The following is a 26054-nucleotide window of genomic DNA, read 5'->3' as shown; positions in this document are numbered from 1 at the left end:
GATCAAGGCGGTCCGGCGGGTGGGCCCTTCGACAGACTGATCTCCCCCTCATGAACACGTTCAAGGCAGCTGATCGGTTCCCGCACACGAGGGGCGTCCCGCGCGGCACGGCCACGGGACGCCCGGAGGGCACGGGTTCTCAGGCGTACCGCGCCCGCAGCCTCCCGTACGTCGCCGGAGCGGCGCCCGTGCGGTCCAGGCCCAGGAGCGCGGCGCCCAGGACCGGCGGCGCCGAGACGACCCGGACCACCGCCTTCGGGGCGCGTTCGGCCAGGAGCTCAGCGATCCGGTCGTCCAGGGCGGGGTGACGGGCCGCCAGCACGCTGCCCCCCAGCACCACCGGCACCTCCTCCTCCAGCAGATCCAGCCGGGTCAGCGCGACGGACGCCATCGCCACGACCTCGTCGCCGAGCCGGTCCACCAGGGCGCGCGCCACACGGTCGCCCGCCGCGCCGGTGGCGAACAGCACCGGTGTCAGCTCGTGCCGGCGGGCGTAGGGGATGTGCCCCCGGTGCAGGGCCTCGATCAGCGCGTACATCGAGTCGAGCCCGAAGTGGCCCGGCAGGGTGCGCACCAGCTCGGTCGGCTCACCGCGGCCGTCCTCGGCCCGCGCCGCGAACCACATCGCCTCCTCGGCGAGCCCCGAACCGCCGCCCCAGTCACCGGAGATCCGGCCGATCGCGGGGAAGCGGGCCGTCGCGCCGTCCGGCCGCATGCCGACGCAGTTGATCCCCGCGCCGCACACCACGGCCACGCCCCGGGGCTCGTCGACGCCCGCGCGCAGTATCGCGAAGGTGTCGTTGCGCACCTCCACCGTGCCGCCCCAGCCCCTGGCCAGCAGGGCGTCCGTCAACTCCCGTTCCTCGACCGGGAGATCGGCGTTGGACAGACAGGCGGAGACATGGTCGACGCCGACGGCCCCGGCCCCCGCGAGCGCGGGCAGCACCGCATCGGCCAGTCCGTCCACGGCCGCCTCGACCCCCACGGCCGGCGGCTGGAAACCGCCACCGCGCGCGGTGGCCAGCACACTGCCGTCGGCACCGATCACGGCCACGTCGGTCTTGCTGTTGCCCGCGTCGATCGCGAGCACATGTGCGGTCAGGCCCACGCCAGGTGCTCCCGGTTGTGCGCGATCAGCTTGTCGGTGAGCGCCTCGGCGTACTCGAACTGGCCGATCAGCGGATTAGCCATCAGGGCCTTGAACACCCGGTCGCGGCCGCCGTGCAGCGCGGCCTCCAGGGCCAGGTCCTCGTACGCGGTGACGTGTCCGATCAGCCCGGAGTACAGCGGGTCGAGCGGGGGCACGGCGAGCGGCGTCGCACCGGTGCCGTCGACCCGCGCCTGGACCTCGATCACCGCGTCGTCCGGCAGGAAGGGCAGCGTCCCGTTGTTGTACGTGTTGACCACCTGCACCGGTGAGCCGTTCCCGCCGAGGAGCGAGGCCGCGAGGTCCACGGCAGCCTCCGAGTAGAAGGCGCCGCCGCGCTTGCCCAGGAGCGCGGGCTTCTCGTCGAGCGCCGGATCGCCGTACATCGTCAGGAGTTCCTTCTCCATCGCGGCGACCTCGGCCGCCCGGGACGGCTTCGTGCCGAGCTCCCGTACGACCTCGTCGTGCGCGTAGAAGTACCGCAGGTAGTAGGAGGGGACGACGCCGAGCCGGTCGACGATCCGACGCGGCATGCGCAGATCGCCCGCGATGGTGTCGCCGTGCTCCGCCAGCAGCTTCGGCAGGAGGTTCTCCCCGTCAGGGCCTCCCAGGCGCACACCGAGCTCCCACGTCAGATGGTTGAGCCCGACATGGTCGAGGTGCACCTCGCCCGGTGTGACGTCGAGCAGCGCGGCGAACTTGCGCTGGAAGCCGATCGCCACGTTGCACAGGCCGACGGCCTTGTGCCCGGCCTGGAGCAGCGCCCGGGTGACGATCCCGACCGGGTTGGTGAAGTCGATGATCCAGGCGTCGGGGTTGGTACGGCGTACCCGCTCGGCGATGTCGAGGACGACCGGGACCGTGCGCAGCGCCTTGGCGAGGCCGCCCGCCCCGGTGGTCTCCTGGCCGACGCAGCCGCACTCCAGCGGCCAGGTCTCGTCCTGGTTGCGGGCTGCCTGCCCGCCGACGCGGAGCTGGAGCAGCACCGCGTCGGCTCCGGCGACCCCGGCGTCCAGGTCGGAGGTCGTGACGATCCGGCCGGGGTGGCCCTGCTTGGCGAAGATCCGCCGCGCCAGGCCGCCGACCAGCTCCAGCCGGTCGGCCGCCGGGTCGACGAGCACGAGCTCCTCGACCGGCAGGGTGTCCCGCAGCCGCGCGAAACCGTCGATCAGTTCGGGGGTGTAGGTGGACCCGCCGCCAACTACTGCGAGCTTCATGCTTCTCAGCCCTTTACTCCGGTGAGGGTGACGCCTTCTACGAAGGCCTTCTGTGCGAAGAAGAACACGATGATGACCGGCGCCATGACGAGCAGCGTCGCGGCCATCGTCAGGTTCCAGTTGACCGCGTGGGCGCTCTTGAAGGACTCGAGGCCGTAGCTCAGGGTCCAGGCGCCCGGATTCTGCGCGGCGTAGATCTGCGGGCCGAAGTAGTCGTTCCAGCAGTAGAAGAACTGGAAGAGCGCGATGGCCGCGATGCCCGGCTTCGCCATCGGCACGACGATCTTCAGCAGGGTGCGGAACTCACCGCATCCGTCGACCTTCGCCGATTCGATGTACTCCTGCGGAATGGTCAGCAGGAACTGCCGCAGCAGGAAGATCGAGTAGGCGTCGCCGAACGCCATGGGGATGATGAGCGGCCACAGCGAGCCGGAGAGGTGGAACTGCTGCGCCCACACCAGGTACATCGGGATGATGATGACCTGCGGCGGCAGCATCATGGTGGAGATGACGAGGATCATCGCCGTACGCCGGCCACGGAAGCGGAACTTGGCCAGCGCGTAGGCCACCGGCACCGACGAACACACCGTGAACACGGTGCCCAGCACCGCGTACATCAGCGAGTTGCGCCACCAGTCGAGGAATCCCGGGGTGTGGAAGACGGTCGAGTAGTTCGACCAGTTCCAGGAGTCCGGCCACAGGTCGCCGCTCATCGCCTGTCCGTCGCTCATCACCGAGGTGAGGAGGATGAAGACGAACGGCAGGACGAAGAACAGGGCGAGCGCGACGGCCACCGCGTGGACGGCGATCCAGTTCAGGACGCGCTTACGGCGGTGCCTGGCGGCGTCCCGACCGCTGGGGCGGCTCGGCAGGACGGTGTCCGGCTCGGTCATCGGGGTGGTGGTAACGGTCATGTCAGTCCTCCGCCGGGATGAGGCCGACGCTCTTGCGCATCAGCAGAAGGGTGACGGCCATGGCGATGGCGAAGAGCACGAGGGAGAGGACGCACGCGGCACCGGTGTTGAAGTTCTGGAAGCCCATCGAGTACACGAGCTGCGGCACCGTCAGGGTGGAGTGGTCCGGATACCCGGGCTGGATCACCGTGCCGGGGCCGATGGAGACGCCCGACGCGAGCTTCCCGGCGACGAGGGCCTGCGTGTAGTACTGCATCGTCTGCACGACGCCCGTGACGACGGCGAACAGCACGATCGGGGTGATGGCCGGCCAGGTGACGTAGCGGAACTTCGACCAGGCGCCCGCACCGTCCAGGTCGGCGGCCTCGTACTGCTCCTTCGGCACGTCCAGCAGCGAGGCCATGAAGATGACCATCAGGTCGCCGATGCCCCACAGGGAGAGCAGCACCAGCGAGGGCTTCGACCAGTTCGGGTCGTTGAACCAGCTGGGGCCGTGCAGACCGACCCACGACAGCACCGTGTCGACCGGCCCTGTGGACGGGTTGAGGAGGAAGACGAAGGCGACGGTGGCGGCGACCGGCGGGGCCAGATACGGGATGTAGAACGCGGTGCGGAAGAGCCCGACCCCCGTCTTGATCTTCGTGATCAGCAGGCCGATGCCGAGTCCGAACACCACGCGCAGCGTGACCATCACGACGACCAGCCACAGGGTGTTCCACAGCGCGGGGCCGAACAGCGGCATCTGTTCCAGCACGTACCGCCAGTTCCGCAGCCCGACGAAGGTGGGGGCCTTGATCTGGTTGTAGTGCATGAACGAGAAGTAGACGGTCGCGATCAGCGGGTAGCCGAAGAAGACCGAGAAGCCCACAAGCCAGGGGGAGAGGAAGCCCAGATTACGCAGCCGCTCGCGGTTCCGCTTGCGCCGCAGGGGGGAGTCTCGGGGCGCCGGTTCGGTCGCCCGCCCGGCGGACTTCGCCGAGGTGGAGAGGGACAGTGCCATGACTCGGCTCCTCAGTTTTCCGACTGGAGGTTGTCGGCGTCGATCTGCTCGTCGAGTTTCTTCAGCGCCCCGTGCAGGTCCGTGGTCCTGCCCGCTTCGACGGACTGCGAGAAGTCGATGAGCGAGGTGATGTACTGACCGCCGTTGTTGGAGGGCGGAACCGCCTGGCTGTGCGGGTTCTGCGCGATCCTGATGAAGGCGCGGAAGGCGGGATCGGCGTCCAGATCCGGTGACTTGAGGGCGTCGAAGGTGGACGGCACGTTGTGGATCGCGTTGGCGAAGCGGACGACCGGCTCGGTGTCGAGCGTCAGGTACTTCACCAGCTCCCACGCCGCGTTCTGGTGCCGGCTGCTGTGCGCGATACCGGCCACGGTGCCGGTCAGATACCCGCGCCCGTAGGTGTCCGCCTGGTCGTCGGGGACCGGCAGCGGGGCGACGCCCCAGTCGAAGTCGGCCTTGGCCTCGTCGAGCATCAGCCCGCGCCACTCACCGTCCAGGTGCATGGCGAGCTTGCCGGTCAGGAAGCCGTTCTGGGACGACATCTCGTCCCCGAAGGTGGCCCGGAGCCGCTCCATGGCGTGGTAGCCGCCCTGCGCGTCGGAGAGTGAGCGCATGGTGGTGAAGAACTGCTCGGTCCTGGGCTCGTCGGCGAGCTTCGCCCTGCCCTCGGAGTCGAAGTACTCCGGGCCCCACTGCGCGAACATCCGGTCGGGGGAGTTCTGGTAGAGCTGGAAGTTCGGCATGAAGCCGACGCGTTCGAGCGAGCCGTCCTTCTTCTTCCGCGTCAGCTTGACCGCGTCGGCCTTCATCTCGGACATGGTGCGCGGGGGCCGGCCGATGCCGGCCTCCGCGAAGGCGTCCTTGTTGTAGTACATGCCGAAGGCGTCGGCGAGCAGGGGGTTCGCGCACTGCACGCCCTCGTACCGCGTGTAGTCCAGCAGGGTCTTCGGGAAGACCTTCGTCTTGTCGATCCCGCTCTTCTCGAAGAACGGGTCGAGATCCGCCCACATGCCGGAGGAGCAGTACTGGCCGACGTTGTTGGTGGTGAACGAGGTGACGACGTCGGGTGCGTCGCCGCCGCCGGCCCGCAGCGCCTGGTTGATCGTCTCGTCGCTGACATTGCCGGTGGATTCGACGTGGATATTGGGGTGGAGCTTCTCGAACCGGGCGATGTTCTCGTCGATCGCCTCGACCTCGCCGGGAGCCGACCAGCCGTGCCAGAACTTCAGCGTGACCGGCTGCGTGGGGTCGTCGGTGTCGCTGCCGGTGCTCGGGTTCGCGCAGCCGGACAGCAGCAGAGCTGCTGCCCCGAGCGCCAGGGGCACGCGGGTACGTATGCGTCGTAGCGCCATGGCGGACTCTTCTTCCTTCGCGGCGGGGGTGCGTGTGGGCATGGGGGTGCCGTACGCGCCGCCCGGTCACGGGCGGCACGGTGCGGCGTGGGGGGTGGGTCAGGCCGTGTCGAAGGTGGTGTCGCGTGCCTGGGCGAGGGCGGTCCGCAGCGCGCCGGTCAGGATCGGGTCACCCTTGATGTCGCTGATCCGGAGCAGCGGTCTGGGCAGTGCGAGGCCCGTCATCTCGGCCTCGACCCGGGTGCGGAGCTCCTCGCCGCCGGCCTGGGCCACGAGCCCGGAGAGGACGACCAGCTCGGGATCGACGACCGCGACCACGGAGGCGAGCCCGGCGGCCAGCCTGCGGGCGACCTCCGCGCGCACGGTCTCGTCGGCGAGCGCTTCGGCCAGCGTCCTGCCTCCGGCGAGGCCGCGCACGGCGGGGGAGGAGACCTGGCTCTGGAAGCCGCCCCCCGCGTCGGGTCCGGCCCAGGCGGCCGCCCCGCCCCGGGCGAGCGGGGCGCCGGGCAGCGGCATGTAGCCGATCTCCCCCGCGCCGCCGGTGGCGCCGCGCAGGAGGGTGCCGCCCAGCACGATCGCGGCGCCCACGCCCTCGTCGAGCCAGGCGAGCACGAAGTGGTCGTGGTCCTGTGCCGCGCCCTCGTACTGCTCGGCGACGGCGGCGAGGTTGACGTCGTTCTCGATGACGACCGGCCTGCCGACCACCTCGGCGAGGTCGGCGAGCAGGGTGCGGGAGTGCCAGCCGGGCAGATGGGGCGCGTAGCGCAGCTGCCCGGTGTGCGGGTCGATCGCCCCCGGTGTGCCCACCACCACGGCGGCGAGGTCGTCATGGCCGAGACCGGTGGGGCGCAGCGCACCGTCCACGGCCTCGGCGACGAGCTGGGCGGTGCGGTGACGTACGTCCTCGGCGACCGCGTCGGCCTCCACGCGGCAGGAGCCCACCACCGTGCCGGTGATGTCGGCGACGACGGCGTCGATGCCGGTGGGTCCCACCGAGAGCGCCGCGACATGGGCGGCCGACGGATCGATCTCGTAGAGCACGGCGTTGGGTCCGGGGCGTCCGCTCTGGCTGCCTGTCGAGCGCACCAGGCCCGCTTCCTCCAGACGCGCGAGCAACTGGGAGGCGGTGGGCTTGGAGAGCCCGGTCAGCTCGCCGATGCGCGTGCGGGTGAGGGGGCCCTGGGTGACCAGGAGATCGAGCGCCGCCCGGTCGTTCATGGCCCGCAGAACGCTGGGGGTGCCTGGTGTGGATCCGGCCATGAGCGACGCGCCTGCCTCTGTTAGGAAACTTTCCTATCGGTGAGAGGAAGGTATGACCGCGTCATGGAGCCGTCAATGGGAAGCGCCCCCGAGGCAACCAAAGCGTTACCTGCGGGGGCGCTGTGAAGTCTGCCGGTCATCTGTGCCGGGTACTTCCGCCGGTCACTTCGTCAGGCCGGCCGGCGGTATCGGGGTCGCGGCCAGCGACTGCGGCGACGTCGCCGATGCGTACGCCGACGGGGCCGCCACGGCCGCCGACGGGTCGGCGGCGGACCCCCCTTCGGCCTGGACGGGCGTGGTGATCATCGCGATCCCGGCCTCGTCCAGCGCCAGCTTGATGCGCAGGCGCAGCTCGCGCTCGATGCCGACCGCCTTGCCCGGCATGGTCTTGGCCGTGACCCGCATGGTCATCGAGTCGAGCAGCACGGCGTCCAGGCCGAGCACCTCCACGGGGCCCCACAGTTGCTCCGACCAGGGCTCTTCCTTGGTCATGGTCTCGCCGGCGCCGTTGATCGCCTCCCGGAGCCGACCGACGTCCTCCGTCGGGCGGACCGTGACGTCGACACCGGCCGTGGACCAGCCCTGGCTGAGGTTGCCGATCCGCTTCACCTCGCCGTTGCGTACGTACCAGATCGCGCCGTTTTCGCCGCGGAGCTTCGTGACCCGCAGGCCGACCTCGATGACCTCACCGGATGCGACACCCGCGTCGATGTGGTCTCCGACGCCGTACTGGTCCTCCAGGATCATGAAGACGCCCGAGAGGAAGTCGGTGACGAGGTTGCGCGCACCGAAGCCCAACGCCACCCCGGCGACCCCCGCCGAGGCCAGCAGAGGGGCCAGATTGATCTGGAAGGCGCCCAGGATCATCAGGGCCGCGGTGCCCAGGATCAGGAACGATGTGACCGAGCGGAGCACCGAGCCGATGGCTTCCGAACGCTGCCGGCGGCGCTCCGCGTTGACCAGCAGGCCGCCGAGTGCCGTTCCCTCCACCGCCTGGGCGCTGCGGTTCATCCGGTCGATGAGGTTGGTCAGGGCCCGCCGGAGCAGATAGCGCAGCACGATGGCGATGGCGGCGATGAGAATGATGCGGAGGCCGGTGTTCAGCCAGATGGACCAGTTCTCCTCGACCCAGCCTGCGGCATTCCCGGCCCGCTCGGCGGCTTCGTCCAGAGAGCCGGCGGCTCCGGGTGACGGGGCCGCGGCCAGGAGGGCGGACAGGGACACGACGGGGACCTCCGTACGGGTGACAACAGACCAACCAGACTAACGAAGCAGGGGGAGCGGTTCGTTGCCGCGGAAGGGGGAGAGGCACGTCTCACTCGGCGATACGCGGGGTGTGGCCGATCCCACAACGGGGTGCGCGGCCTGCTGAAGCACCTGTTCCGGTGCGTCCGGGCACCTGCGGGCGGCCCGCGGGTGAGGAAAATCCTTCCGGCCCGTTACCCGCACGTGGTGGCGCTCGGACCAGGCATGAGGGGAGACTGAGACCGGATCGTCCCGGCGCGAGCCACGCGTCGCCGGCGTACAAGGAGGCATCCACCGTGCCGCACGTCCTGGTTCTCAACGCTTCGTACGAGCCGCTCGGCGTCGTACCGCTCCGCCGCGCACTCGTCCTCGTCCTCGAGAACAAGGCCATCTGCCTCGAGGAGTCCGGCGCCTTCATGCACAGCGCCACCCGCGCCGTGCCGGCCCCCAGCGTCGTCCGCCTCAAACGGTTCGTACGGGTCCCCTACCGGGGGCCCGTCCCGCTCACGCGCCGGGCGCTCTTCGCGAGGGACGGTGGCCGCTGCATGTACTGCGGGGCCGCCGCGACCAGCGTCGACCACGTCATCCCGCGCAGTCGGGGCGGGCAGCACGCCTGGGACAACGTGGTGGCGGCCTGCCGCCGCTGCAACCACGTCAAGGCGGACCGCCATCTGCCCGAGCTGGGCTGGCGGCTGCGCCACCAGCCGGCGCCGCCCAGCGGTCTCGCCTGGCGGATCATCGGGACGGGGCACCGGGATCCGCGCTGGCTGCCCTATCTGCAGCCGTTCGGCGCGGACGACGTGATGGCTCGGATCGACGGCGTCTCCGCCTGAGCGACCGTGCCGCCGAGTGGCTGAAAACGGTCCATACCCGACGCATCGGGGAACGAAGTGTGACCCACGGCACGTTGGGCTCGTTGTCATAACGCCTATGTCACGTCCACGCCTGCTCCCGCGCCCGCTGGGTAGGCCTGCTGTGTCCTGTTGTCCATGGCCAGGAGGCCACCATGCCCGCTACCGCGCAGCTTCTGCTCTCCGCCCGCTCCAAACAGGTGCCGAGCCCGACCCCTCCGATGATCAGTGAGCTGCCGCTCGCCGACGTCGCCCAGCTGACCGGTGAGTCCGCCTTCGCCGACAGCGCACCGCTCACCAGCGAGCCCCCGCTCGCCGACGCCACACCCCTCACGAGCGAGCCACCGCTCGCCGCCGTCGCCCCTCTGACCAGCGAGCCGACGGCACCTGGCACCGCAGGGGGCATGGAGTCCCCAGGAGTCTGAATGGGCTTGTCCCGGCTCGCCGCACTGCACGGCGTCGCCACCTCCTTCTCCCCGTCCGCGGATGTCACGGTGTCCGTCCCCGACGACACGGTCACCGCTGTGCTCGCCGCGCTGGGTGTCGACGCCGCCACCCCCGCGGAAGTAGGGAGATCACTCGTCGCAGCCGAATCGGCGGCGGCCTCCCGACTGCTCCCGCCGACGGTGGTGATCTGGTCGGGAGAGCCGCTGCCGGCCCCGCTCGCCGCACTGCCGCCCGGCGCTCTCCTGACGGTCGACCCGGAGCCCGGCACCACCGGTGCCCCGCCGCCCCGGCCCATGCGGGTGCTGCCCGCTCCGGCCCCGGACACGGCCACAGCTCCTGACGCGCCGCGGACGCCCTCCTGGTGGACCGAACCCCCGCTGGGCGTCCACCGGCTGACCGTCCGCACCCCGGACCACCACCACGTCACCGCCACGCTGGTTGTCGCCCCGGACCGGGTGCCCCAGCCGCCCGCCCGCACCCACGGTTTCCTCGTCCAGCTCTACTCGATGCTCTCCGCACGCTCCTGGGGCATGGGCGACCTCGCGGACCTGGCCGACCTCGCCGCCTGGGCGGGACGCACCCAGGGGAGCGGATTCGTCCAGGTCAACCCGCTGCACGCGGCCGTACCCGGCAGCCCGACCGACCCGTCCCCCTACCGCCCCTCCTCGCGCCGCTTCCCGGACCCCGTCCATCTGCACATCGAGTCCGTCCCTGAGTACGGCCATGTCGCCGAGCCCGGCAGGGCGGCCCTGGACGACCTGCGCCAGGAGGCGGCGGCCCTGCGCGACGACGTCCTGAACAAGGGCGCGCTGATCGACCGGGACGCCGTCTGGGCGCTCAAGAAGCAGGCCCTGGAGATCGTCCACGAGGTTCCCCTGACCCCCGGCCGCCGCGCCGCCTACTGCGACTTCCTGGCCGAGCAGGGGCAGGCCCTGGAGGACCACGCCCTGTGGTGCGCCCTGGCCGAGGTGCACGGCCCTCAGTGGCGCGCGTGGCCCGAAGGGCTGCGGGACCCCCGCTCGCCGGGGAGCGCCCGCGCCCGCACCGACCTGCTGGACCGCGTCGACTTCCACTGCCGGCTCGCCTGGCTCACCGACACCCAGCTCGCCGCCGCGCAGAGCGCCGCGCGGGAGTCGGGGATGGCCGTCGGGATCGTCCACGACCTCGCCGTCGGTGTCCATCCTGACGGCGCCGACACCTGGGCCCAGCAGGACGCCTTCGCGCACGGCATCTCCGTCGGCGCGCCCCCCGACGCCTTCAACGCACACGGCCAGGACTGGGGGCTGCCTCCCTGGCGCCCCGACGCCCTCGCGGCCTCCGGGTACGCGCCCTACCGCCGCCTGCTGCGCGGCCTGCTCGCCCACGCCGGGGCGCTGCGCATCGACCACGTCATGGGCCTCTTCCGGCTCTGGTGGGTGCCCGACGGGCACCCACCCACCGAGGGCACGTACGTCAGCCAGGACGCCGAGGCGATGCTCGCCGTGCTCGTCCTCGAGGCGCACCGGGCCGGTGCCGTCGTCATAGGGGAGGACCTCGGCACCGTCGAGCCCGGCGTACGCGAGGCGCTCGCCCGGCGCGGGGTGCTCGGCACCTCCGTGCTCTGGTTCGAGCGCGACTGGGAGGGCACCAGGCGGCCGCTCGCCCCCGAGGAGTGGCGGCAGGGCTGCGTGGCCACGGCGACCACCCACGACCTGCCGTCCACCGCCGCCCGGCTGACGGGGGAGCATGTGACGCTCCGCCATCAACTCGGGCTGCTCACCCGGGGCCTGGAGCAGGAGCTGGCGGAGGACGCCGCCGACACCGCCGAGTGGCTGGGCTGCCTGGCCCGGCTCCAGTTGCTGCCCGAGGGTGACGGAGACGAGGAGGCCGCCGTCCGCGCCGTGCACCGCTTCCTGCGGAGCACCCCGGCCCGGATGGTGGGGGTGTGGCTCCCGGACACGGTGGGCGACCGCCGCCCGCAGAACATCCCGGGGACCTGGGACCAGTACCCCAACTGGCGCCTGCCCGTCGCCGATGCGGAAGGCCACCCCGTCACGCTGGAGGACATCACCGACTCGCCCCGGCTGCACAGCCTCATGGCCGTCCTGGCCGAGGGCCGGGAGGCCCGTACGGCACCCCCGGGCGCGCGCCCCTCGTAGGCGTTCGCTACGTTTGCACCGTGGACAAGAAGAACGCTATGCGCGCCGGCGCCGTTGCGGCCGGTACGACGCTGATGATGCTGCTCATGTCGTCCCCGGCGCTCGCGCTCACCCGCGACGACGGTGACGACCCGGGTCCGGGCCTGAGTGTGCTGGAGACCCTCGGCCTCTACGTCGCGATCCCGATCGTCCTGTTCCTGGTGATCGCCGGACTCGTCATGGTCCTCGACAAGTCCAAGAAGCAGGCCTAGCAGGCTTTCCCGAGTGCGCCGCCGGTACGACGTACCGGCGGCGCACCGGCATGTCAGGCTCCGGGCTCCGGGTAGGTTGCGGCCATGACCGAGTGGGACGTCAAGAAGCTCCGCATCCTGCGCACCCTGCGCGACCGGGGCACGGTCACCGCCACGGCCGAGGCCCTTCTCATGACGCCGTCGGCCGTCTCGCAGCAGCTCACCAACCTCGCCAGGCAGCTCGGTGTGCCGCTGCTCGAGGCGCAGGGGCGCCGCGTCCGGCTCACCGACGCCGCGCATCTCGTGCTGCGCCATGCCGAGGCGGTCTTCGCCCAGCTGGAGCGCGCCGACGCCGAGCTGACCGGCTATCTGCGGGGCGAGGCGGGCCAGGTGCGGGTCGGCGCCTTCTCGACCGCCGTGCCCGCCCTCGTCGTACCGGCCGTGCGTCTCCTGGAGGCCGGTGACCGGCCCGGCCCCCAGGTGCGCGTACGGGAGGCGGAGGCAGCCCAGGCCTACGAGCTGCTGTCGGCCGGTGAGGTGGACCTGGCGCTGTCCCTGGCGGCGCACGCCCCGACCGCACGGGACCCACGCTTCACGCTGCTGCCGCTCCTGGCCGACCCGCTGGACGTGGCGCTGCCCGCCGGCCACCGCCTCGCCGGGGCGCCCGCCCTGCGGCTGGCCGACCTGTCCGGGGAGGCCTGGATCTACGGAGGGTCAGGCCCGTGGTCGGAGATCACCACCGCCGCGTGCGAGGCCGCGGGCTTCGTCCCCGAGCAGGCCCACAGCGCCGCCGGCTGGACGGCGATCCTCGCCATGGTGCGGGCGGGCATGGGCGTCGCCCTGATCCCCCGGATGGTCTCGGCCTCCGACCGGCCGCGCGACGGGGTGGCGATGCGCGTCCTGACGGAGGACCGGCCCTGCCGCCATGTGATCGCGGCGGTGCGGCAGGGGGCGGAGAGCGGTCCGGCGGTCGCGCGGGTGCTGGCCGCGCTGAAGGAGGCGGCGGACCGTTCAGCCGAGTCGACCGTTCAGCAGAGCTGAAAGAACCGTACGAGAACTTTCGATGGACCTGATCGGTGCCGCGTCGGCACAGTGGGGACATGCCCACCGACAAGAACCAGACGGAGCCCGACACCACTGCCCAGCACGCCGCCGACCCGCACGCCGCCGATCCGCACGCCGCCGATCCGCACGCCAACGACGCGGCCCCCTACGGCGGCGGTGACCCCTACGCCGACTACCGGACGGGCGACTTCCCCTTCACCGGGCTGGTCGATCTCGCGGACCGCCGCCTCGGCGCGGGCGTGATCGCGGCGAACGACGAGTTCTTCGCCGAGCGCGAGAACCTCCTGATCCGCGAACCCGCCGTCTTCGACCCCGAGCGCTTCGGCCACAAGGGAAAGATCATGGACGGCTGGGAGACCCGCCGCCGCCGGGGCGCCGACGCCGCTCACCCCTTCCCCGCACCCGAGGACCACGACTGGGCGATCGTCCGGCTGGGCGCGCCCGGGATCATCCGCGGCGTGGTCGTCGACACCGCCCACTTCCGTGGCAACTACCCGCAGCGGGTCTCCGTCCAGGCGACCGCCGTGGCGGGTACCCCCGGGCCGGGCGAGCTGCTCGCCGACGACGTGAAGTGGGAGGAGCTGGTGCCGCCGTCGCCCGTGCGCGGCCACGCTGCCAACGGCTTCAAGGTCACGGGCGGCCGCCGCTACACCCACCTGCGGATCCGCCAGCACCCCGACGGCGGCATCGCCCGCCTCCGCGTCCACGGCGAGGTCGTCCCCGACCCGGCCTGGCTCGCGGCGCTGGGCACCGTCGACCTGATCTCGATCCTGAACGGCGGGACGTACGAGGACGCCTCGGACCGCTTCTACTCCTCGCCGGCCCAGATCATCCTGCCCGGCACCTCCCGCAAGATGGACGACGGCTGGGAGAACCGCCGCCGCCGGGTCCGCGACACCAACGACTGGGTGCGCTTCCGGCTGCCCGCGCAGGGCGCGGTGCGCGCGGTCGAGATCGACACCGCCTACCTCAAGGGCAACGCCGCAGGCTGGATCGGCCTCCAGGGCCGCGACGGCGGGAGCGGCGACTGGTTCGAGATCCTGCCCCGCACCCGGCTCCAGCCCGACACCGTGCACCGCTTCGTCCTGGACGCCGAGGCCGTGGTCACCCACGTACGCCTGGACGCCTACCCCGACGGCGGCGTGGCCAGGATGCGCCTCCACGGCTCCCTGACGGAGGCCGGAACGGCCGAACTGACCCGCCGCCACCAGGAGTCCGGCGCCTGACGCACCCGCGCGCCGCGAAGGGGGCGCCTCCCGAAGGAGACGCCCCCTCGACGTGCCCGTTCCGCTACGCGGTGGCCGCTGCCGCGTCCGCCGCCTGGGCCTTCAGCGCGCGCTCCACGCCCGAGCGTGACTCCGACACCAGCCGGCGCAGCGCGGCACTCGGCTGCGCCGAGTCCAGCCAGGCGTCCGTGGCGTCCAGGGTCTCCTGCGAGACCTGGAGGGCCGGGAACAGGCCGACCGCGACCTGCTGGGCCATCTCGTGACTGCGTGCGTCCCAGACGCCCTTGACCGCCGTGAAGTACTTCTCCGTGTACGGGGCAAGCAGCTCACGCTGATCGGTCTGCACGAAGCCGCCGATGACCGCCTCCTGGAGGGAGTTCGGCAGCTTGTCCGACTCGACGGCCGACGCCCATGCCTCGGCCTTCGCCTCCTCGGATGGCTGGGCCGCGCGTGCGGACGCCGCGTGGCGCTCACCCGCTGCCGTCCTGTCGCGCTCGTACTCGGCGGCGATCTCCTCCTCGTCGATGAGGCCCGACGCGGCGAGACGCTGCACGAACGCCCAGCGCAGCTCCGTGTCGACGGACAGGCCCTCGATCTCATCGGTGCCGTTCAGCAGGGCCTGGAGCAGGTCCAGCTGGAGCGGGGTGCGGGCCGTCGCCGCGAAGGCTCGGGCCCAGGCCAGCTGGTGGTCGCTGCCCGGCTCCGCCGCGCGCAGGTGCGCCAGCGTCGCCTCCGTCCACCGGGCCAGACCCGTCTCACGCCACTGCGGTGCCGTGTACAGGTCCACGGCCAGCTTCACCTGGCGGTGCAGCGACTGGACCACGCCGATGTCGGACTCCTTGCCGATGCCCGAGAGGACCAGCTCCAGGTAGTCGCGGGTGGCGAGCTCCCCGTCCCGCGTCATGTCCCAGGCGGACGCCCAGCACAGGGCGCGCGGCAGGGACTCGGTGAAGTCACCCAGGTGCTCGGTGACGACCCGCAGGGACTCCTCGTCGAGCCGGACCTTCGCGTACGACAGGTCGTCGTCGTTGAGCAGGAGCACCGCGGGGCGCGCGGTGCCTGCCGGGAGCGGGACGGTGGTGCGCTCGCCCTCGACGTCCAGCTCGATGCGGTTCGTGCGGACGAGCCGGCCGTCGCCGTCCAGGTCGTAGAAGCCGATCGCGATCCGGTGCGGACGCAGCGTCGGCTCGCCCTTGGCACCGGCGGGCAGCGCCGGGGCCTCCTGGAGGACGGTGACGGAGGTGAGCAGGCCCGCCTCGTCCGTCTCGATCTCGGGGCGCAGGACGTTGATCCCGGCCGTCTCCAGCCACGCCGTCGACCAGGCCTTCAGGTCCCGGCCCGAGGTCTCCTCCAGGGCGCCCAGCAGGTCCGCCAGGCGCGTGTTGCCGTACGCGTGCGCCTTGAAGTACGCCTGCACACCCTTGAAGAACTCGTCCATGCCGACGTACGCCACGAGCTGCTTGAGCACCGAGGCGCCCTTCGCGTACGTGATTCCGTCGAAGTTGACCAGGACGTCGTCCAGGTCGCTGATGTCCGCCATGATCGGGTGCGTCGAGGGCAGCTGGTCCTGGCGGTAGGCCCACGTCTTCATCGAGTTGGCGAAGGTGGTCCAGGAGTGCGGCCACTTCGAGCCCTCGGCGTACGCCTGGCAGGCGGCCTCGGCGAACGTGGCGAACGACTCGTTCAGCCAGAGGTCGTTCCACCACTCCATGGTGACCAGGTCGCCGAACCACATGTGGGCCAGCTCGTGGAGGATCGTCGCGGCCCGCACCTCGTAGGCCGCGTCCGTCACCTTGGAGCGGAAGACGTACTGGTCGCGGATGGTGACCGCGCCGGCGTTCTCCATCGCGCCCGCGTTGAACTCCGGGACGAAGAGCTGGTCGTACTTGGCGAAGGGGTACGGGTAGTCGAACTTCTCCTGGAACCAGTCGAAGCCCTGCCGGGTGACCGCGAAGATGTCGTCCGCGTCGAGGTACTCGGCGAGCGAGGGACGGCAGTAGATGCCGAGCGGAACCACCTGGCCGTCCTTCTCGTAGGTGCTGTGCACCGCGTGGTACGGACCGGCGATCAGGGCCGTGACGTACGTGGAGAGGCGCGGCGTCGGCTCGAAGGCCCAGACGTCGTCCACCGGCTCGGGCGCCGGGGAGTTGGAGATCACGGTCCAGCCCGACGGCGCCTTCACGGTGAAGCGGAAGGTTGCCTTCAGGTCGGGCTGCTCGAAGCTGGCGAACACCCGGCGGGCGTCCGGGACCTCGAACTGCGTGTAGAGGTAGGCCTGCTCGTCGACGGGGTCGACGAAGCGGTGCAGCCCTTCACCGGTGTTGGTGTACGAGCAGTCGGCGACGACCTTCAGCTCGTTGGTGCCGGCCTGGAGGTGCTTCAGCGCGATCCGGGAGTCCCGGAAGGCGGAGGCGACGTCCAGGTCCTTGCCGTTCAGCACGACGGCGTGCACCGCGGGGGCGATCAGGTCGATGAAGGTCTCCGCACCGGCATCGGCGGAGTCGAAGCGCACGGTGGTGACGGACCTGTAGGTGCCTCCCTCCTGCGCTCCGGAGAGGTCGAGATCGATCTCGTACGCGTCCACGGTCAGCAGGCGCGCCCGCTCCTGTGCCTCTTCGCGGGTCAGATTCGTGCCAGGCACGCGGTCATCTCCTTGGTGTGTGACGTTTTGGTCATCCTTCCACGCGGCGCGGGTGCGGGTGCTGCCACTTCCCGGTATGACGGATCCGATACTTGGGGTAGCCATGGAATTCCTACCGCTGGTAGGATGGCGACATGAAGATCAGCGTGAGCTTGCCGCAGGAGGATGTCGCTTTTGTCGACGAGTACGCGGCGAAGACCGAGGCGGATTCCCGGTCCGCGGTGATACACGCCGCCATCGAGTCCCTGCGCTCCGCCAATTTGGAGGCTGATTACGATGCGGCCTTCGCCGAGTGGGACGCGAGCGAGGATGCCGAGTTCTGGGACCGGTTCTCAGGTGACGGGATCGCCGATGAAGCGCGGTGACATCTATTTGGTCGACTACGAGCCTGTGCGTGGCAGTGAGGCCAACAAGGCTCGTCCCTCGGTGATCGTCTCCAACGACGGGGCGAACGCCGTGGTGGCGCGGTCCGGGCGCGGAGTGATCACTGTCGTGCCGCTGACCTCGAATGTTTCTCGGATCTACCCGTTTCAGGTGCTGCTGCACGCCGGGGAGAGCGGTTTGCCGAAAGACTCAAAGGTGCAGTGTGAGCAGGTTCGTGCGATGGCTGGGGAGCGGTTCAGGCGGCAGGTGGGTAGCGTCCCGCGCCAGCGCATGACGGAAATCGACACCGCCCTGCGCAGGCACCTCGCCCTTTGAGGCACGACGAAGGGGTGGCCACCGGAATCCGGTGGCCACCCCTTCGTCGTTCGTGCGGCCGGGTCAGCCCTTGAGCTCCGTCGCCACCAGCTCCGCGATCTGGACCGCGTTCAGCGCGGCGCCCTTGCGCAGGTTGTCGTTGGAGACGAACAGTGCGAGGCCGTGCTCGACGGTCTCGTCGACGCGGACGCGGCCCACGTAGGAGGCGTCCTTGCCGGCCGCCTGGAGCGGCGTCGGGATCTCGGAGAGCTCGACGCCCTCGGCGTCCTTCAGCAGCTCGTAGGCGCGCTCGACGCTGATCGGGCGGGCGAAGCGGGCGTTGATCTGGAGGGAGTGGCCGGAGAAGACGGGGACCCGGACGCAGGTGCCGGACACCTTGAGCTCCGGGATCTCCAGGATCTTGCGGGACTCGTTGCGGAGCTTCTGCTCCTCGTCGGTCTCGAAGGAGCCGTCGTCGACGATCGAGCCGGCGAGCGGCAGCACGTTGAAGGCGATCGGACGCTTGTAGACGGCGGGCTCGGGGAAGTCCACCGCGCCGCCGTCGTGCGTCAGCTTGTCCGCTTCGGCGACGACCTTGGACGCCTGGCCGTGCAGTTCCGCGACACCGGCGACACCGGAGCCCGACACCGCCTGGTAGGTGGCGACGGTCAGCGCGTCGAGCTGCGCCTCGTCGTGCAGGGGGCGCAGCACGGGCATGGCGGCCATCGTGGTGCAGTTCGGGTTGGCGATGATGCCCTTGGGGCGGTTCTTGATCGCGTGTGCGTTGACCTCGGAGACCACCAGCGGGACCTCGGGGTCCTTGCGCCAGGCGGAGGAGTTGTCGATCACCACGGGGCCCTGCGAGGCGACCTTCTCGGCCAGCGCCTTCGAGGTCGCGCCACCGGCGGAGAACAGGACGATGTCCAGACCGGTGTAGTCCGCGGTGGAGGCGTCCTCCACCGTGATGTCCGTGCCCTCGTACGTGAGGATGGAGCCGGCGGAGCGCGCGGAGGCGAAGAGCCGCAGTTCGGCGACGGGGAACTTCCGCTCGGCCAGGATCCTGCGCATGACTGTGCCGACCTGACCGGTGGCGCCGACGATTCCGACCTTCACTGGAACTCCCTCACAGATGCGAACAGGCACGGTTGCCGTTCCATGATGCTTATGTCCCGGGCTTCGTTGTCCAATCCATTGTCCGGCAGGCGGACGGTGCCCGGACAGGGGAGTGGGGCGGGAGCCCTTGCGGGCGCCCGCCCCACCGTCCGCGCGTGTCGCGCGGATCACACAGCCGTACCGGTTACGGCGTGACCTTCTCGATCACGACGCTGCCGGTGCCCGCCGCGGTGCCGCGGGCGTTCACCAGCTGGACCTCGCCGAAGAACTGCCGGCCCTCGGGGGCCTCTCCCGCGACGACGACCTCGGCCCCGACCTGGGTGGACTCACCGTTGGCCAGGTTCACGGCCTCGGACTCGTCGACCTTGATCTCACCGAGCGACGCGGAGTAGTACACGTCGCGGTAGTCGTACTCGGTGGTCCCCGCCGGGACCGAGTAGCCGTCGATGACGACGGTGTAGGTGCCTGCCTTCGGGTTCACCAGGCTGACCGACTCCTCCGAGCCCGCCGTCGTCGACGCGCCGACCTCCACGTCGTCCTTGAGGACGTACAGGTCGATGTCGGCGTTGGCGTCATCGGTGTTGCCCACGGCGATGTCCAGCTTCTCGACACCCTCACCGATGGTGACCGTCTTCGTGTTCTCCCCGCCCGTGGAGATCGACGGGCGGTCCACGTCGGCCGAGCCCAGCGAGCCGCCCTTCAGGGTGCCCTCCAGACCGCCCGCGTTGTTGGTGACCGTCCAGTCCACCGCGGCCGGGGTGCCGATCTTCGCCTCGGGGATGGTCTGCACCGCCGGGTCGAAGGAGGCGCCGAGCAGCGAGACATCCAGCTTGTACGGGTTGTCGAGCAGCGGCGACGTACGGCGGGACTCGACCTCGATCTCCCAGACGCCCGGCTGCGGGGCCTGGTAGGAGCGGGTGTCGGGCGCGCAGGTGTTGGCCGGGTTCTCGTAGTTCGGGTAGCAGTAGGTCGTGGAGCTGTCCTCCACCTCGACCCCGTAGGGGTGGATGGAGATGAACCGCGTCTGGCTGCCCGAGCGCAGGGCGCTCATCGCGACTTCGAGGGTCTGGGCGCCCTCCGGGACGTTCAGGAAGTACGACGTGGTGCCGTTGCGCTGCACCGATCCGGTCGTCGAGAACGCGTAGTCCGGCTTCGCCAGCTCCTTGGAGACGATCACCGTGTTCAGGATCTGCTGGTCGACGCCGCTGGTCTTGGCGTCGTCCACCTGGAGGATCGCGCTGTGGACGCCCGCCGTGCGGGGCTTCGCCTGGACCTTGACGGTCACCGGCTTGCCGAGCGGCAGCGAGACGGTGCCCGAGCCGCTCAGGGTGAAGGTGCCGTCGTCGTTCTTCCAGGACAGCTTGTGCTTCACGGCCTTGTCCGGGCCCGTGGTGCGGGTGACGGTGACGTCGTACGACTTCTTCTGGCCGGCCTTCAGGCCGCCCTCACGGTCGTACACGCCGGTGCCGAAGCCCGGGGTCTTCAGCGCTTCGTCGATCGCGGTGTCGACCGGGGCCTTCACCGTGTACTCGTGCGCCGGGGTGCCCTTCTTCGCGATCTGCTTCCAGGCGCCGACGATGTTGATCAGACCGGACCCCTGGGCGTGCGCGGGCACACCATCGATGTGGGTGGCGGTGCTGGTCAGCGCGGTCCGCAGATCGGCAGGGGGCAGCTCGATGTGCTTCTGCTTCGCGGCGGACAGCAGCAGCGCAGTCGCGCCGGCGGCCTGCGGTGAGGCCATCGATGTGCCCTGCAGCATGGAGTAGCCGGCGGGGAGCGAGTAGCCCGCCTCCGCGACCGGCGCGCCGGGCAGCCAGGTCTGGGTGGAGTTGATGGAGGCGCCGGGGGCCGTCAGGATCGGCGCGAAGCCGCCGTCCTCACGCGGACCGCGCGAGGAGAAGGGCAGCATGTCGTACTTCTTGGTGACGTTCGAGCCGTAGTCGGCGGCCCAGGTCTCCTTGGAGATGGACGCGCCGACCGAGATGACGTGGTCGGCGAGGCCGGGGTCACCGATGGTGTTGACACCCGGGCCGTCGTTGCCGGCCGAGATGACCAGCTGGACGCCGTAGATGTCGATGAGCCGCTTGTAGAGCTCGGCGCGGGCGTTGTTGCCGTCGTTGAGGGGCGGCAGGCCACCGATCGACATGTTGACGACGTCGACGCCGCGGTTGACGACGAGGTCGATCATGCCCTCGGTCAGCGCGATGTTGGTGCAGCCGCCGGACCAGGTGCAGGCGCGCGACGAGACGATCTTGGCGCCGGGCGCCGCACCGTCCATCGCGCCGCCGAACAGGCCGTTGGCCGCGGTGATGCCCGCGACGTGCGTGCCGTGCTCGCTCTGGATGACGCCGATGTTGACGTAGTCGGACGTGGTGCCGTCCGCGTCGACGACGACGTCCTTGCGGGTCTCGACGACGAACGGGATGCGCTCGACGACGTCGGTCCGCGGGTCGTCCGTACCGAAGTAGGAGACCTGGTGCTTCTCCTTGTACGGCTTCAGGACGGTGTCGTCGCCGAAGTCGGCGTTGCCGTTCAGGTCGACCCGGGTGGTGCCGGTGACCGGGTCGTAGAGGACGCCCCACCGGTCGGTGGTGTCACCGTCGCGGTTGAGGTCGCCCGCCATGTCGCCGCCACGGGTGGCGGACTCCTTGAAGATGCTGAAGCGGTACGAGCCCTCCGGCGCGGAGTACGTCGTGCCGTCGGCCGTGAACGTCGGGCCGGTCACGGCCTGGTCCATCCGCAGCCAGGTGCCGTCGCCGTCGCTGACCGGGTCGGTGGCCGTCACCCAGTCGACGATCTTGCGCTCGCCCGTGGTGGTCTTCTGCAGCGCGGGGTGACCGAGGTCGACACCGGCGTCCAGGACACCGATGGTGATCCCGCGGCCGTCGGCCTTCGGGTGCTGCTTCACGAAGTCGACCGCGCCCGTCTCGAAGGACGGGTTGTACGGGTTCTTCGCCGGGGTCTTCTTGTTCGGCGCCGGGTAACTGCCCGTGGCCTTCGTCTTCTTCTTGGCCCCCGTGGCCCGGTCGCCCGCGGGCGTCGGGTCGTCCAGCTTGATCTCCTGCTTGAGATCGATGCCCTGGACGGCCGACAGCTTCTGCGTCGCCTTGATGGTGGCGTCGGCGGTCGCGGTCGGCACGGTCGCCCGGACGTAGCCGAGCTTGTCGTACGTCTGCCCGAGCACGGACCCCTTGACGGCGTCCAGCTGCTCGGCGACCTTCTTGGTCGTGCCGGGCGTGGTGGCGACCATCATCGTGATGTTCTTCTCGCCCTTGGCCTCGGCCTTCGCCAGCAGATCGGCGTCGGCCTCGCCCAGCTTGTCTCCCTTCGCGCTAGCGGCGACGGGCTTCACCGGGGGAGGCGACGTGGCCTCGGCGGCGAAGACGGGAGCGGCGCCGGAGGCGGCCAGAGCGGCCGCCAGTCCGGTTGCGGCCGCGATGCGCGCCGCGCGTCTGGCCCCGGGTATGGAGCTGGGGGAATCCTTGGTCATCAGCATCCCTGCTTGTGAAAGAAAGAGAGAGTCCGGAATTCGGTACCCGATGACCGCTCAGCCTTTCGTAAATGACCAGGGTTTGTGGAGACTTGGCGGGGACGAGAAAGTGACATGGCGTAGATCCGCCACGTGGGGTATTGCGCCACTCACCCGGGGAGGGGCCACCGGTCACCGGGGCAGGACCACCAGACAGGCGGCCGGCTCACGGTCCTCGGCAGCCATCATCGCCGTACGCAGCACCACCGACAGCTGTGCCGTGGAGTCGCGCAGCTGCTTCGGAGTCACCCGCACCACCGTCACCCCGAGCCTCTCCAGATACTCCCGCTCGGCGGCGTAGGAGACATGCTCCTCCCGGGGTGAGCGGGCGCCCAGTTCGAGCGCGACCGCCTGCTCGGGCCAGTAGGCGTCCACCCCTCCAAGGAAGCTGCCGCCCGGCAGGGCCAGCTCCACGTTCCACAGCGGCTGGGGCAGCCGGTGGGCGCGCACCATCTCGTACAGCCGGTCCTCCGCCCTCGCGCGCCCCTCGACGAGCAACTCCTCCACGGCGTCCACCACATGGGCGCGGCCCAGCAGCTTGGCCTCGTTCAGCTCCCGTACGACGGAGGCGGGTTCGCAGTACCCGCCGCGCACCGCCTCCGTGAGGATCCGGCGCACCGTCGAGGCATCGGTGAGCGAGGCCACCGCGTCGGCGAGTGCCCGCTCCACCGGGGCCAGCGGCACCCCGCGACGGCGCTGCGGCCGGGGCATCACCGCCGCCCGGGTCACCTGGACGAACCGGGTGGAGCGCAACCGCCTGGTGCGGGGCACCAGTACGTCGATCCGGTGCAGCGCGATCACCGGGGGCGCCGAGGCGAAGCCGTACAGGGCCAGCGCCGCCAGTCCCGTGACCATGGCCTCGCCGTAGCCGGGGCCCGACTGGGCCGGGACCGTCCTGCGGGCTCCGGACGGGGGCCGCCCGGCGTACAGCAGGGCGCCGCGCACCCGGTCGTGGTGCGTGGGCGGCCCCGGGTGCAGCAGATACACGCCGGGGAGCAGCTGCTGCCACGGGCCGCCCGGCAGGCACTGGGCCGCGGTCTGTGCGGCGGACACACCGTGGGCGCGCAACTGGGCGGAGGACTGCACGCGGTGGGTGGCGTCTTGGACGGGGCGCGGGGACAGCGGGGTGTTCCGGTTCATGCCGGGGAGGTTTCCGCAGTCAGGTCGTGCGATAACCCGTGTTACACGGCCGTCGACATTCCAGGACAACGCCGCCCTAAAGCACGACAGTTCGAGTGCCGAAAAGGGTGGTCGCGACAGGGATTGTGCGGCGCACGCCCCGCACGTGTGTGCGGGGCGCGCGCTGGAATCTCACGCCGTCGCGTCGCGCTCCTGACCCCGCAGCGCCCGCGCCAGGTCGTCCCGCGCCTCGATGACCAGCCGCCGCAGCGCCGGTGCCGCGTCCGGGTGCGAGGTCAGCCACGCGTCCGTCGCGGTGAGGGTCGCGGGGTCGTCCTGAAGCCCGGGGAACAGGCCCTTGACCACGTCCATGCCGATCTGGATGGACCGCTCGGCCCAGACCCGCTCGATCGCCTCGAAGTACGACGCCGTGTACGGCGCCAGCAGCTCCCGCTGCGAGGGCTGTCCGAAGCCGGCGATGGTCGCCCCGGCCAGTGCGTTGGAGAGCTTGTCCGACTCCACGACCGCCGCCCACGCCTGCGCCTTGACCGCCGCCGAGGGGCGTGAGGCCAGGCACCGCACATGGTGCCGCTTGCCGGACGCCGTGTCGTCCCTGGCCAGCTCGGCGTCCACGGCCGCCTCGTCGGCCCTGCCGTGCGAGACCAGCGGGGACAGGAAGGCCCACCGCAGCTCCTGGTCGACGTCCAGGCCCTCGATCACGGCCGAGCCGTCGAGCAGCTCTCCCAGCAGCTGGAAGTCCGCGTCCGACGCCGCGACGGCGGCGAAGAACCGGGCCCACGTCAGCTGGTGCTGGCTGCCGGGCTCGGCGCGCCGCAGCTCCGTGAGCGCGCCTTCGGCCAGCGCCCGGCCGCCCTCATCGCGCCAGGCCGGCGCGGCGTAGTGCACCAGCGCGGACTGCGCCCAGGAGTGCAGCATCTGCAGGACACCGATGTCGCTCTCCCGGCCGGCGTGCGCGAGGACCAGCGCGACGAAGTCCCGCGCGGGCAGCAGCGCGTCCCGCGTCAGGTTCCAGAGGGAGGACCAGCACAGCGCACGTGCCAGCGGGTCGGTGATGTCACCGAGGTGCTCGCGCAGGGTGGCCAGGGACCCCTCGTCGGGGCGGACCTTGCAGTACGTCAGGTCGTCGTCGTTGACCAGGACCAGATCGGGCTTCTCGCTGCCTGCCAGCTCCGTGACCACGGTGCGCACACCGGCGACATCCGTCTCCGCGCGGGCGTAGCGCTCCAGCGCGCCCTCCGGGGAGAGCCGGTACAGACCCACCGCGATCCGGTGCGGCCGCAGCTCCGGGTGGGAGGCGGCGGCCTCCTGGGTCACGGCGAGCTCAGCGATCCTGCCCTCACCGTCGTAGGTCACGACCGGCGTCAGGACGTTGACCCCCGCCGTCTGCAGCCACGCCTGCGACCAGGCCGACATGTCGCGCCCCGAGGTCTCGGCCAGCACCGAGAGCAGGTCGCCCAGCCGGGTGTTGCCGAAGGCGTGCTGCTTGAAGTAGCGGCGGGCGCCCTCCAGGAACGCGTCCCGGCCGACGTACGCCACGAGCTGCTTGAGCACGGAAGCGCCCTTGGCGTACGTGATGCCGTCGAAGTTCAGCTTGGCGTCCTCCAGGTCACGGATGTCGGCCGTGATCGGGTGCGTGGACGGCAGCTGGTCGGCGCGGTAGGCCCAGGACTTGCGGTTGTTGGCGAAGGTGATCCAGCCGTTGGTGAAGCGGGTCGCCTCCACCATCGAGAACGCCCCCATGAAGTCGGCGAAGGACTCCTTCAGCCACAGGTCGTCCCACCACCGCATGGTGACCAGGTCGCCGAACCACATGTGCGCCATCTCGTGCAGGATGACGTTGGCGCGGCGCTCGTAGGACGCCGAGGTGACCTTTCCGCGGTAGATGTACTCCTCGCGGAAGGTGACCAGGCCCGGGTTCTCCATCGCGCCGAGGTTGTACTCCGGCACGAACGCCTGGTCGTACTTCCCGAAGGGGTACGGGTAGTCGAAGTTGTCGTGGAAGAAGTCCAGGCCCTGCTTGGTGAGCAGGAAGACGTCGTCCGCGTCGAAGTAGCGCGCGAGACCCTTGCGGCACATCGCGCCGAGCGGGATCTCCAGCTTCGAGCCGTCGTCGAACGTACGGGAGTAGTGGTCGCTCACGTAGTGGTACGGCCCGGCGACGACGACCGTGATGTACGTCGAGATCGGCAGCGTCTCCGCGAACCGGTGGACCTCGCCCTCCTGCGACTCCTCCGCGCCGTTGGACCAGACCCGCCAGCCCTCGGGCGCCGTCACCTCGAAGCGGTAGGGCGCCTTGAGGTCGGGCTGCTCGAAGTTGGCGAAGACGCGGCGTGCGTCGGCCGGCTCGTACTGCGTGTAGAGGTAGACCTCGCCGTCCTCCGGGTCGACGAAGCGGTGCATGCCCTCACCGGTCCGGCTGTACGCGCACCGCGCGTCGACCACCAGGACGTTCTCGCCGGAGGCGAGGCCGTCCAGCGCGATGCGGGTGCCGTCGAAGACGGTCGCGGGGTCCAGGTCCTTGCCGTTGAGCGTGACCGTGTCCACGGACGGGGCCAGCAGATCGGCGAAGGTCGAGGCCCCCGCGCGGGCGGCGCGGAAGCGGATCGTGGTCCGCGAGCGGAAGGTGCGCGGACCGGCGTCGTCGCCCCCGTCGGGCTCACCGACGGCGGAGCGGAGGTCGAGGGCGACCTCGTAACCGTCGACGGTCAGCAGCTCGGCCCTCTCGCGGGCCTCGTCGCGGGACAGGTTCTCACCGGGCACGGAGCACTCCTATGTGTCTCGATCTCAGACCTTTGATCCTCCCATGCGGCGATCCGCACCCGCGCCCGGGAATGGCGGGAGGGCCCCGTGGTGTTCCGGCT

At 70.7% G+C, this 26054-nt stretch carries 20 protein-coding genes; 8 read left to right on the top strand and 12 right to left on the bottom strand.

From position 1 onward, the window contains the following. Window positions 1-139: 139 nt before the first annotated feature. The 7 genes from AB0C75_RS00220 to AB0C75_RS00190 form a co-directional block, all read right to left on the bottom strand. Window positions 140-1108, bottom strand: coding sequence for a BadF/BadG/BcrA/BcrD ATPase family protein (locus AB0C75_RS00220; RefSeq protein WP_362885531.1), 969 nt, complete (start codon window positions 1106-1108; stop codon window positions 140-142). Beyond that, entirely contained in the window at window positions 1099-2364 is a 1266-nt protein-coding gene (locus AB0C75_RS00215; RefSeq protein WP_362885529.1) for a 6-phospho-beta-glucosidase, read from the bottom strand. The genes AB0C75_RS00220 and AB0C75_RS00215 overlap by 10 nt, the downstream gene beginning before the upstream one ends. 5 nt (window positions 2365-2369) lie before the next feature. Then, entirely contained in the window at window positions 2370-3257 is an 888-nt protein-coding gene (locus tag AB0C75_RS00210) for a carbohydrate ABC transporter permease (protein WP_362886128.1), read from the bottom strand. A gap of 22 nt (window positions 3258-3279) precedes the next feature. Beyond that, complete coding sequence (locus AB0C75_RS00205; RefSeq protein ID WP_362885528.1) at window positions 3280-4278, bottom strand: sugar ABC transporter permease; 999 nt, start codon at window positions 4276-4278, stop codon at window positions 3280-3282. 11 nt (window positions 4279-4289) lie between these two features. Next, complete coding sequence (locus AB0C75_RS00200) at window positions 4290-5630, bottom strand: ABC transporter substrate-binding protein (RefSeq protein ID WP_362886126.1); 1341 nt, start codon at window positions 5628-5630, stop codon at window positions 4290-4292. 99 nt (window positions 5631-5729) lie between these two features. Continuing rightward, the gene (locus AB0C75_RS00195; protein ID WP_362885526.1) at window positions 5730-6890 is read right to left on the bottom strand and encodes an ROK family transcriptional regulator; all 1161 of its coding nucleotides are present in this window, start codon (window positions 6888-6890) and stop codon (window positions 5730-5732) included. Window positions 6891-7052: 162 nt separating this feature from the next. Further along, window positions 7053-8114, bottom strand: coding sequence for a mechanosensitive ion channel family protein (locus AB0C75_RS00190; RefSeq protein WP_362885525.1), 1062 nt, complete (start codon window positions 8112-8114; stop codon window positions 7053-7055). A 317-nt stretch (window positions 8115-8431) separates the two neighbouring features. Here AB0C75_RS00190 and AB0C75_RS00185 point away from each other — a divergent pair, with 317 nt between their 5' ends. From AB0C75_RS00185 to alc, 6 genes are all read left to right on the top strand, one after another. Next, window positions 8432-8968: an HNH endonuclease gene (locus tag AB0C75_RS00185; protein WP_104785722.1), complete on the top strand. Its 537-nt coding sequence runs from the start codon at window positions 8432-8434 to the stop codon at window positions 8966-8968. 173 nt (window positions 8969-9141) lie between these two features. Beyond that, window positions 9142-9411, top strand: coding sequence for a hypothetical protein (locus AB0C75_RS00180; RefSeq protein ID WP_362885523.1), 270 nt, complete (start codon window positions 9142-9144; stop codon window positions 9409-9411). Next, the gene (malQ, locus tag AB0C75_RS00175) at window positions 9412-11571 is read left to right on the top strand and encodes a 4-alpha-glucanotransferase (protein ID WP_362885521.1); all 2160 of its coding nucleotides are present in this window, start codon (window positions 9412-9414) and stop codon (window positions 11569-11571) included. A 38-nt stretch (window positions 11572-11609) separates the two neighbouring features. Next, window positions 11610-11822 carry a hypothetical protein gene (locus tag AB0C75_RS00170; RefSeq protein WP_362886124.1) on the top strand — a complete coding sequence of 71 codons (213 nt, stop codon included), beginning with the start codon at window positions 11610-11612 and terminating at the stop codon, window positions 11820-11822. An 84-nt stretch (window positions 11823-11906) separates the two neighbouring features. Next, on the top strand, window positions 11907-12842 hold the full coding sequence (locus tag AB0C75_RS00165; RefSeq protein ID WP_362885520.1) for a LysR substrate-binding domain-containing protein: 936 nt from the start codon (window positions 11907-11909) through the stop codon (window positions 12840-12842). A gap of 59 nt (window positions 12843-12901) precedes the next feature. Further along, a complete protein-coding gene (gene alc, locus AB0C75_RS00160) occupies window positions 12902-14092 on the top strand; it encodes an allantoicase (protein ID WP_362885518.1) in 1191 nt (396 codons plus the stop codon). A 64-nt stretch (window positions 14093-14156) separates the two neighbouring features. Here alc and pepN (AB0C75_RS00155) read toward each other — a convergent pair whose 3' ends face one another. Continuing rightward, window positions 14157-16733, bottom strand: coding sequence for an aminopeptidase N (gene pepN / locus AB0C75_RS00155; protein ID WP_362885516.1), 2577 nt, complete (start codon window positions 16731-16733; stop codon window positions 14157-14159). Window positions 16734-16867: 134 nt separating this feature from the next. Here pepN (AB0C75_RS00155) and AB0C75_RS00150 point away from each other — a divergent pair, with 134 nt between their 5' ends. Continuing rightward, window positions 16868-17098: a ribbon-helix-helix domain-containing protein gene (locus tag AB0C75_RS00150; RefSeq protein ID WP_362885514.1), complete on the top strand. Its 231-nt coding sequence runs from the start codon at window positions 16868-16870 to the stop codon at window positions 17096-17098. Continuing rightward, window positions 17085-17432, top strand: coding sequence for a type II toxin-antitoxin system PemK/MazF family toxin (locus tag AB0C75_RS00145; RefSeq protein ID WP_362885513.1), 348 nt, complete (start codon window positions 17085-17087; stop codon window positions 17430-17432). The genes AB0C75_RS00150 and AB0C75_RS00145 overlap by 14 nt, the downstream gene beginning before the upstream one ends. Window positions 17433-17495: 63 nt before the next feature. On the opposite strand, the gene AB0C75_RS00140 is transcribed toward AB0C75_RS00145, so the two are convergent. From AB0C75_RS00140 to pepN (AB0C75_RS00125), 4 genes are all read right to left on the bottom strand, one after another. Beyond that, the gene (locus AB0C75_RS00140) at window positions 17496-18524 is read right to left on the bottom strand and encodes an aspartate-semialdehyde dehydrogenase (protein WP_362885511.1); all 1029 of its coding nucleotides are present in this window, start codon (window positions 18522-18524) and stop codon (window positions 17496-17498) included. A gap of 184 nt (window positions 18525-18708) precedes the next feature. Further along, window positions 18709-22020, bottom strand: a complete 3312-nt coding sequence (locus tag AB0C75_RS00135; protein ID WP_362885510.1) for a S8 family serine peptidase — start codon at window positions 22018-22020, stop codon at window positions 18709-18711. A 165-nt stretch (window positions 22021-22185) separates the two neighbouring features. Further along, window positions 22186-23193, bottom strand: a complete 1008-nt coding sequence (locus tag AB0C75_RS00130; protein WP_362885508.1) for a hypothetical protein — start codon at window positions 23191-23193, stop codon at window positions 22186-22188. Between the two features lie 171 nt (window positions 23194-23364). Then, window positions 23365-25953 carry an aminopeptidase N gene (gene pepN / locus AB0C75_RS00125; RefSeq protein WP_362885506.1) on the bottom strand — a complete coding sequence of 863 codons (2589 nt, stop codon included), beginning with the start codon at window positions 25951-25953 and terminating at the stop codon, window positions 23365-23367. Between the last annotated feature and the right edge of the window lie 101 nt (window positions 25954-26054).

The organism is Streptomyces sp. NPDC048565, assembly GCF_040650935.1.
Classification (GTDB): Bacteria; Actinomycetota; Actinomycetes; order Streptomycetales; family Streptomycetaceae; genus Streptomyces.
This window is presented reverse-complemented; position numbering and strand designations above follow the sequence as displayed.

What these genes read in the sequence shown, in the direction of transcription:
- AB0C75_RS00210 (WP_362886128.1), bottom strand. Translation starts at nt 3,257, where the DNA reads ATGACCGAGCCGGACACCGTCCTGCCGAGCCGCCCCAGCGGTCGGGAC.
- AB0C75_RS00180 (WP_362885523.1), top strand. Translation starts at nt 9,142, where the DNA reads ATGCCCGCTACCGCGCAGCTTCTGCTCTCCGCCCGCTCCAAACAGGTG.
- alc (WP_362885518.1), top strand. Translation starts at nt 12,902, where the DNA reads ATGCCCACCGACAAGAACCAGACGGAGCCCGACACCACTGCCCAGCAC.
- AB0C75_RS00170 (WP_362886124.1), top strand. Translation starts at nt 11,610, where the DNA reads ATGCGCGCCGGCGCCGTTGCGGCCGGTACGACGCTGATGATGCTGCTC.
- AB0C75_RS00205 (WP_362885528.1), bottom strand. Translation starts at nt 4,278, where the DNA reads ATGGCACTGTCCCTCTCCACCTCGGCGAAGTCCGCCGGGCGGGCGACC.
- AB0C75_RS00215 (WP_362885529.1), bottom strand. Translation starts at nt 2,364, where the DNA reads ATGAAGCTCGCAGTAGTTGGCGGCGGGTCCACCTACACCCCCGAACTG.
- AB0C75_RS00145 (WP_362885513.1), top strand. Translation starts at nt 17,085, where the DNA reads ATGAAGCGCGGTGACATCTATTTGGTCGACTACGAGCCTGTGCGTGGC.
- AB0C75_RS00200 (WP_362886126.1), bottom strand. Translation starts at nt 5,630, where the DNA reads ATGGCGCTACGACGCATACGTACCCGCGTGCCCCTGGCGCTCGGGGCA.
- AB0C75_RS00195 (WP_362885526.1), bottom strand. Translation starts at nt 6,890, where the DNA reads ATGGCCGGATCCACACCAGGCACCCCCAGCGTTCTGCGGGCCATGAAC.
- AB0C75_RS00130 (WP_362885508.1), bottom strand. Translation starts at nt 23,193, where the DNA reads ATGAACCGGAACACCCCGCTGTCCCCGCGCCCCGTCCAAGACGCCACC.
- malQ (WP_362885521.1), top strand. Translation starts at nt 9,412, where the DNA reads ATGGGCTTGTCCCGGCTCGCCGCACTGCACGGCGTCGCCACCTCCTTC.
- AB0C75_RS00150 (WP_362885514.1), top strand. Translation starts at nt 16,868, where the DNA reads ATGAAGATCAGCGTGAGCTTGCCGCAGGAGGATGTCGCTTTTGTCGAC.
- AB0C75_RS00135 (WP_362885510.1), bottom strand. Translation starts at nt 22,020, where the DNA reads ATGCTGATGACCAAGGATTCCCCCAGCTCCATACCCGGGGCCAGACGC.
- AB0C75_RS00165 (WP_362885520.1), top strand. Translation starts at nt 11,907, where the DNA reads ATGACCGAGTGGGACGTCAAGAAGCTCCGCATCCTGCGCACCCTGCGC.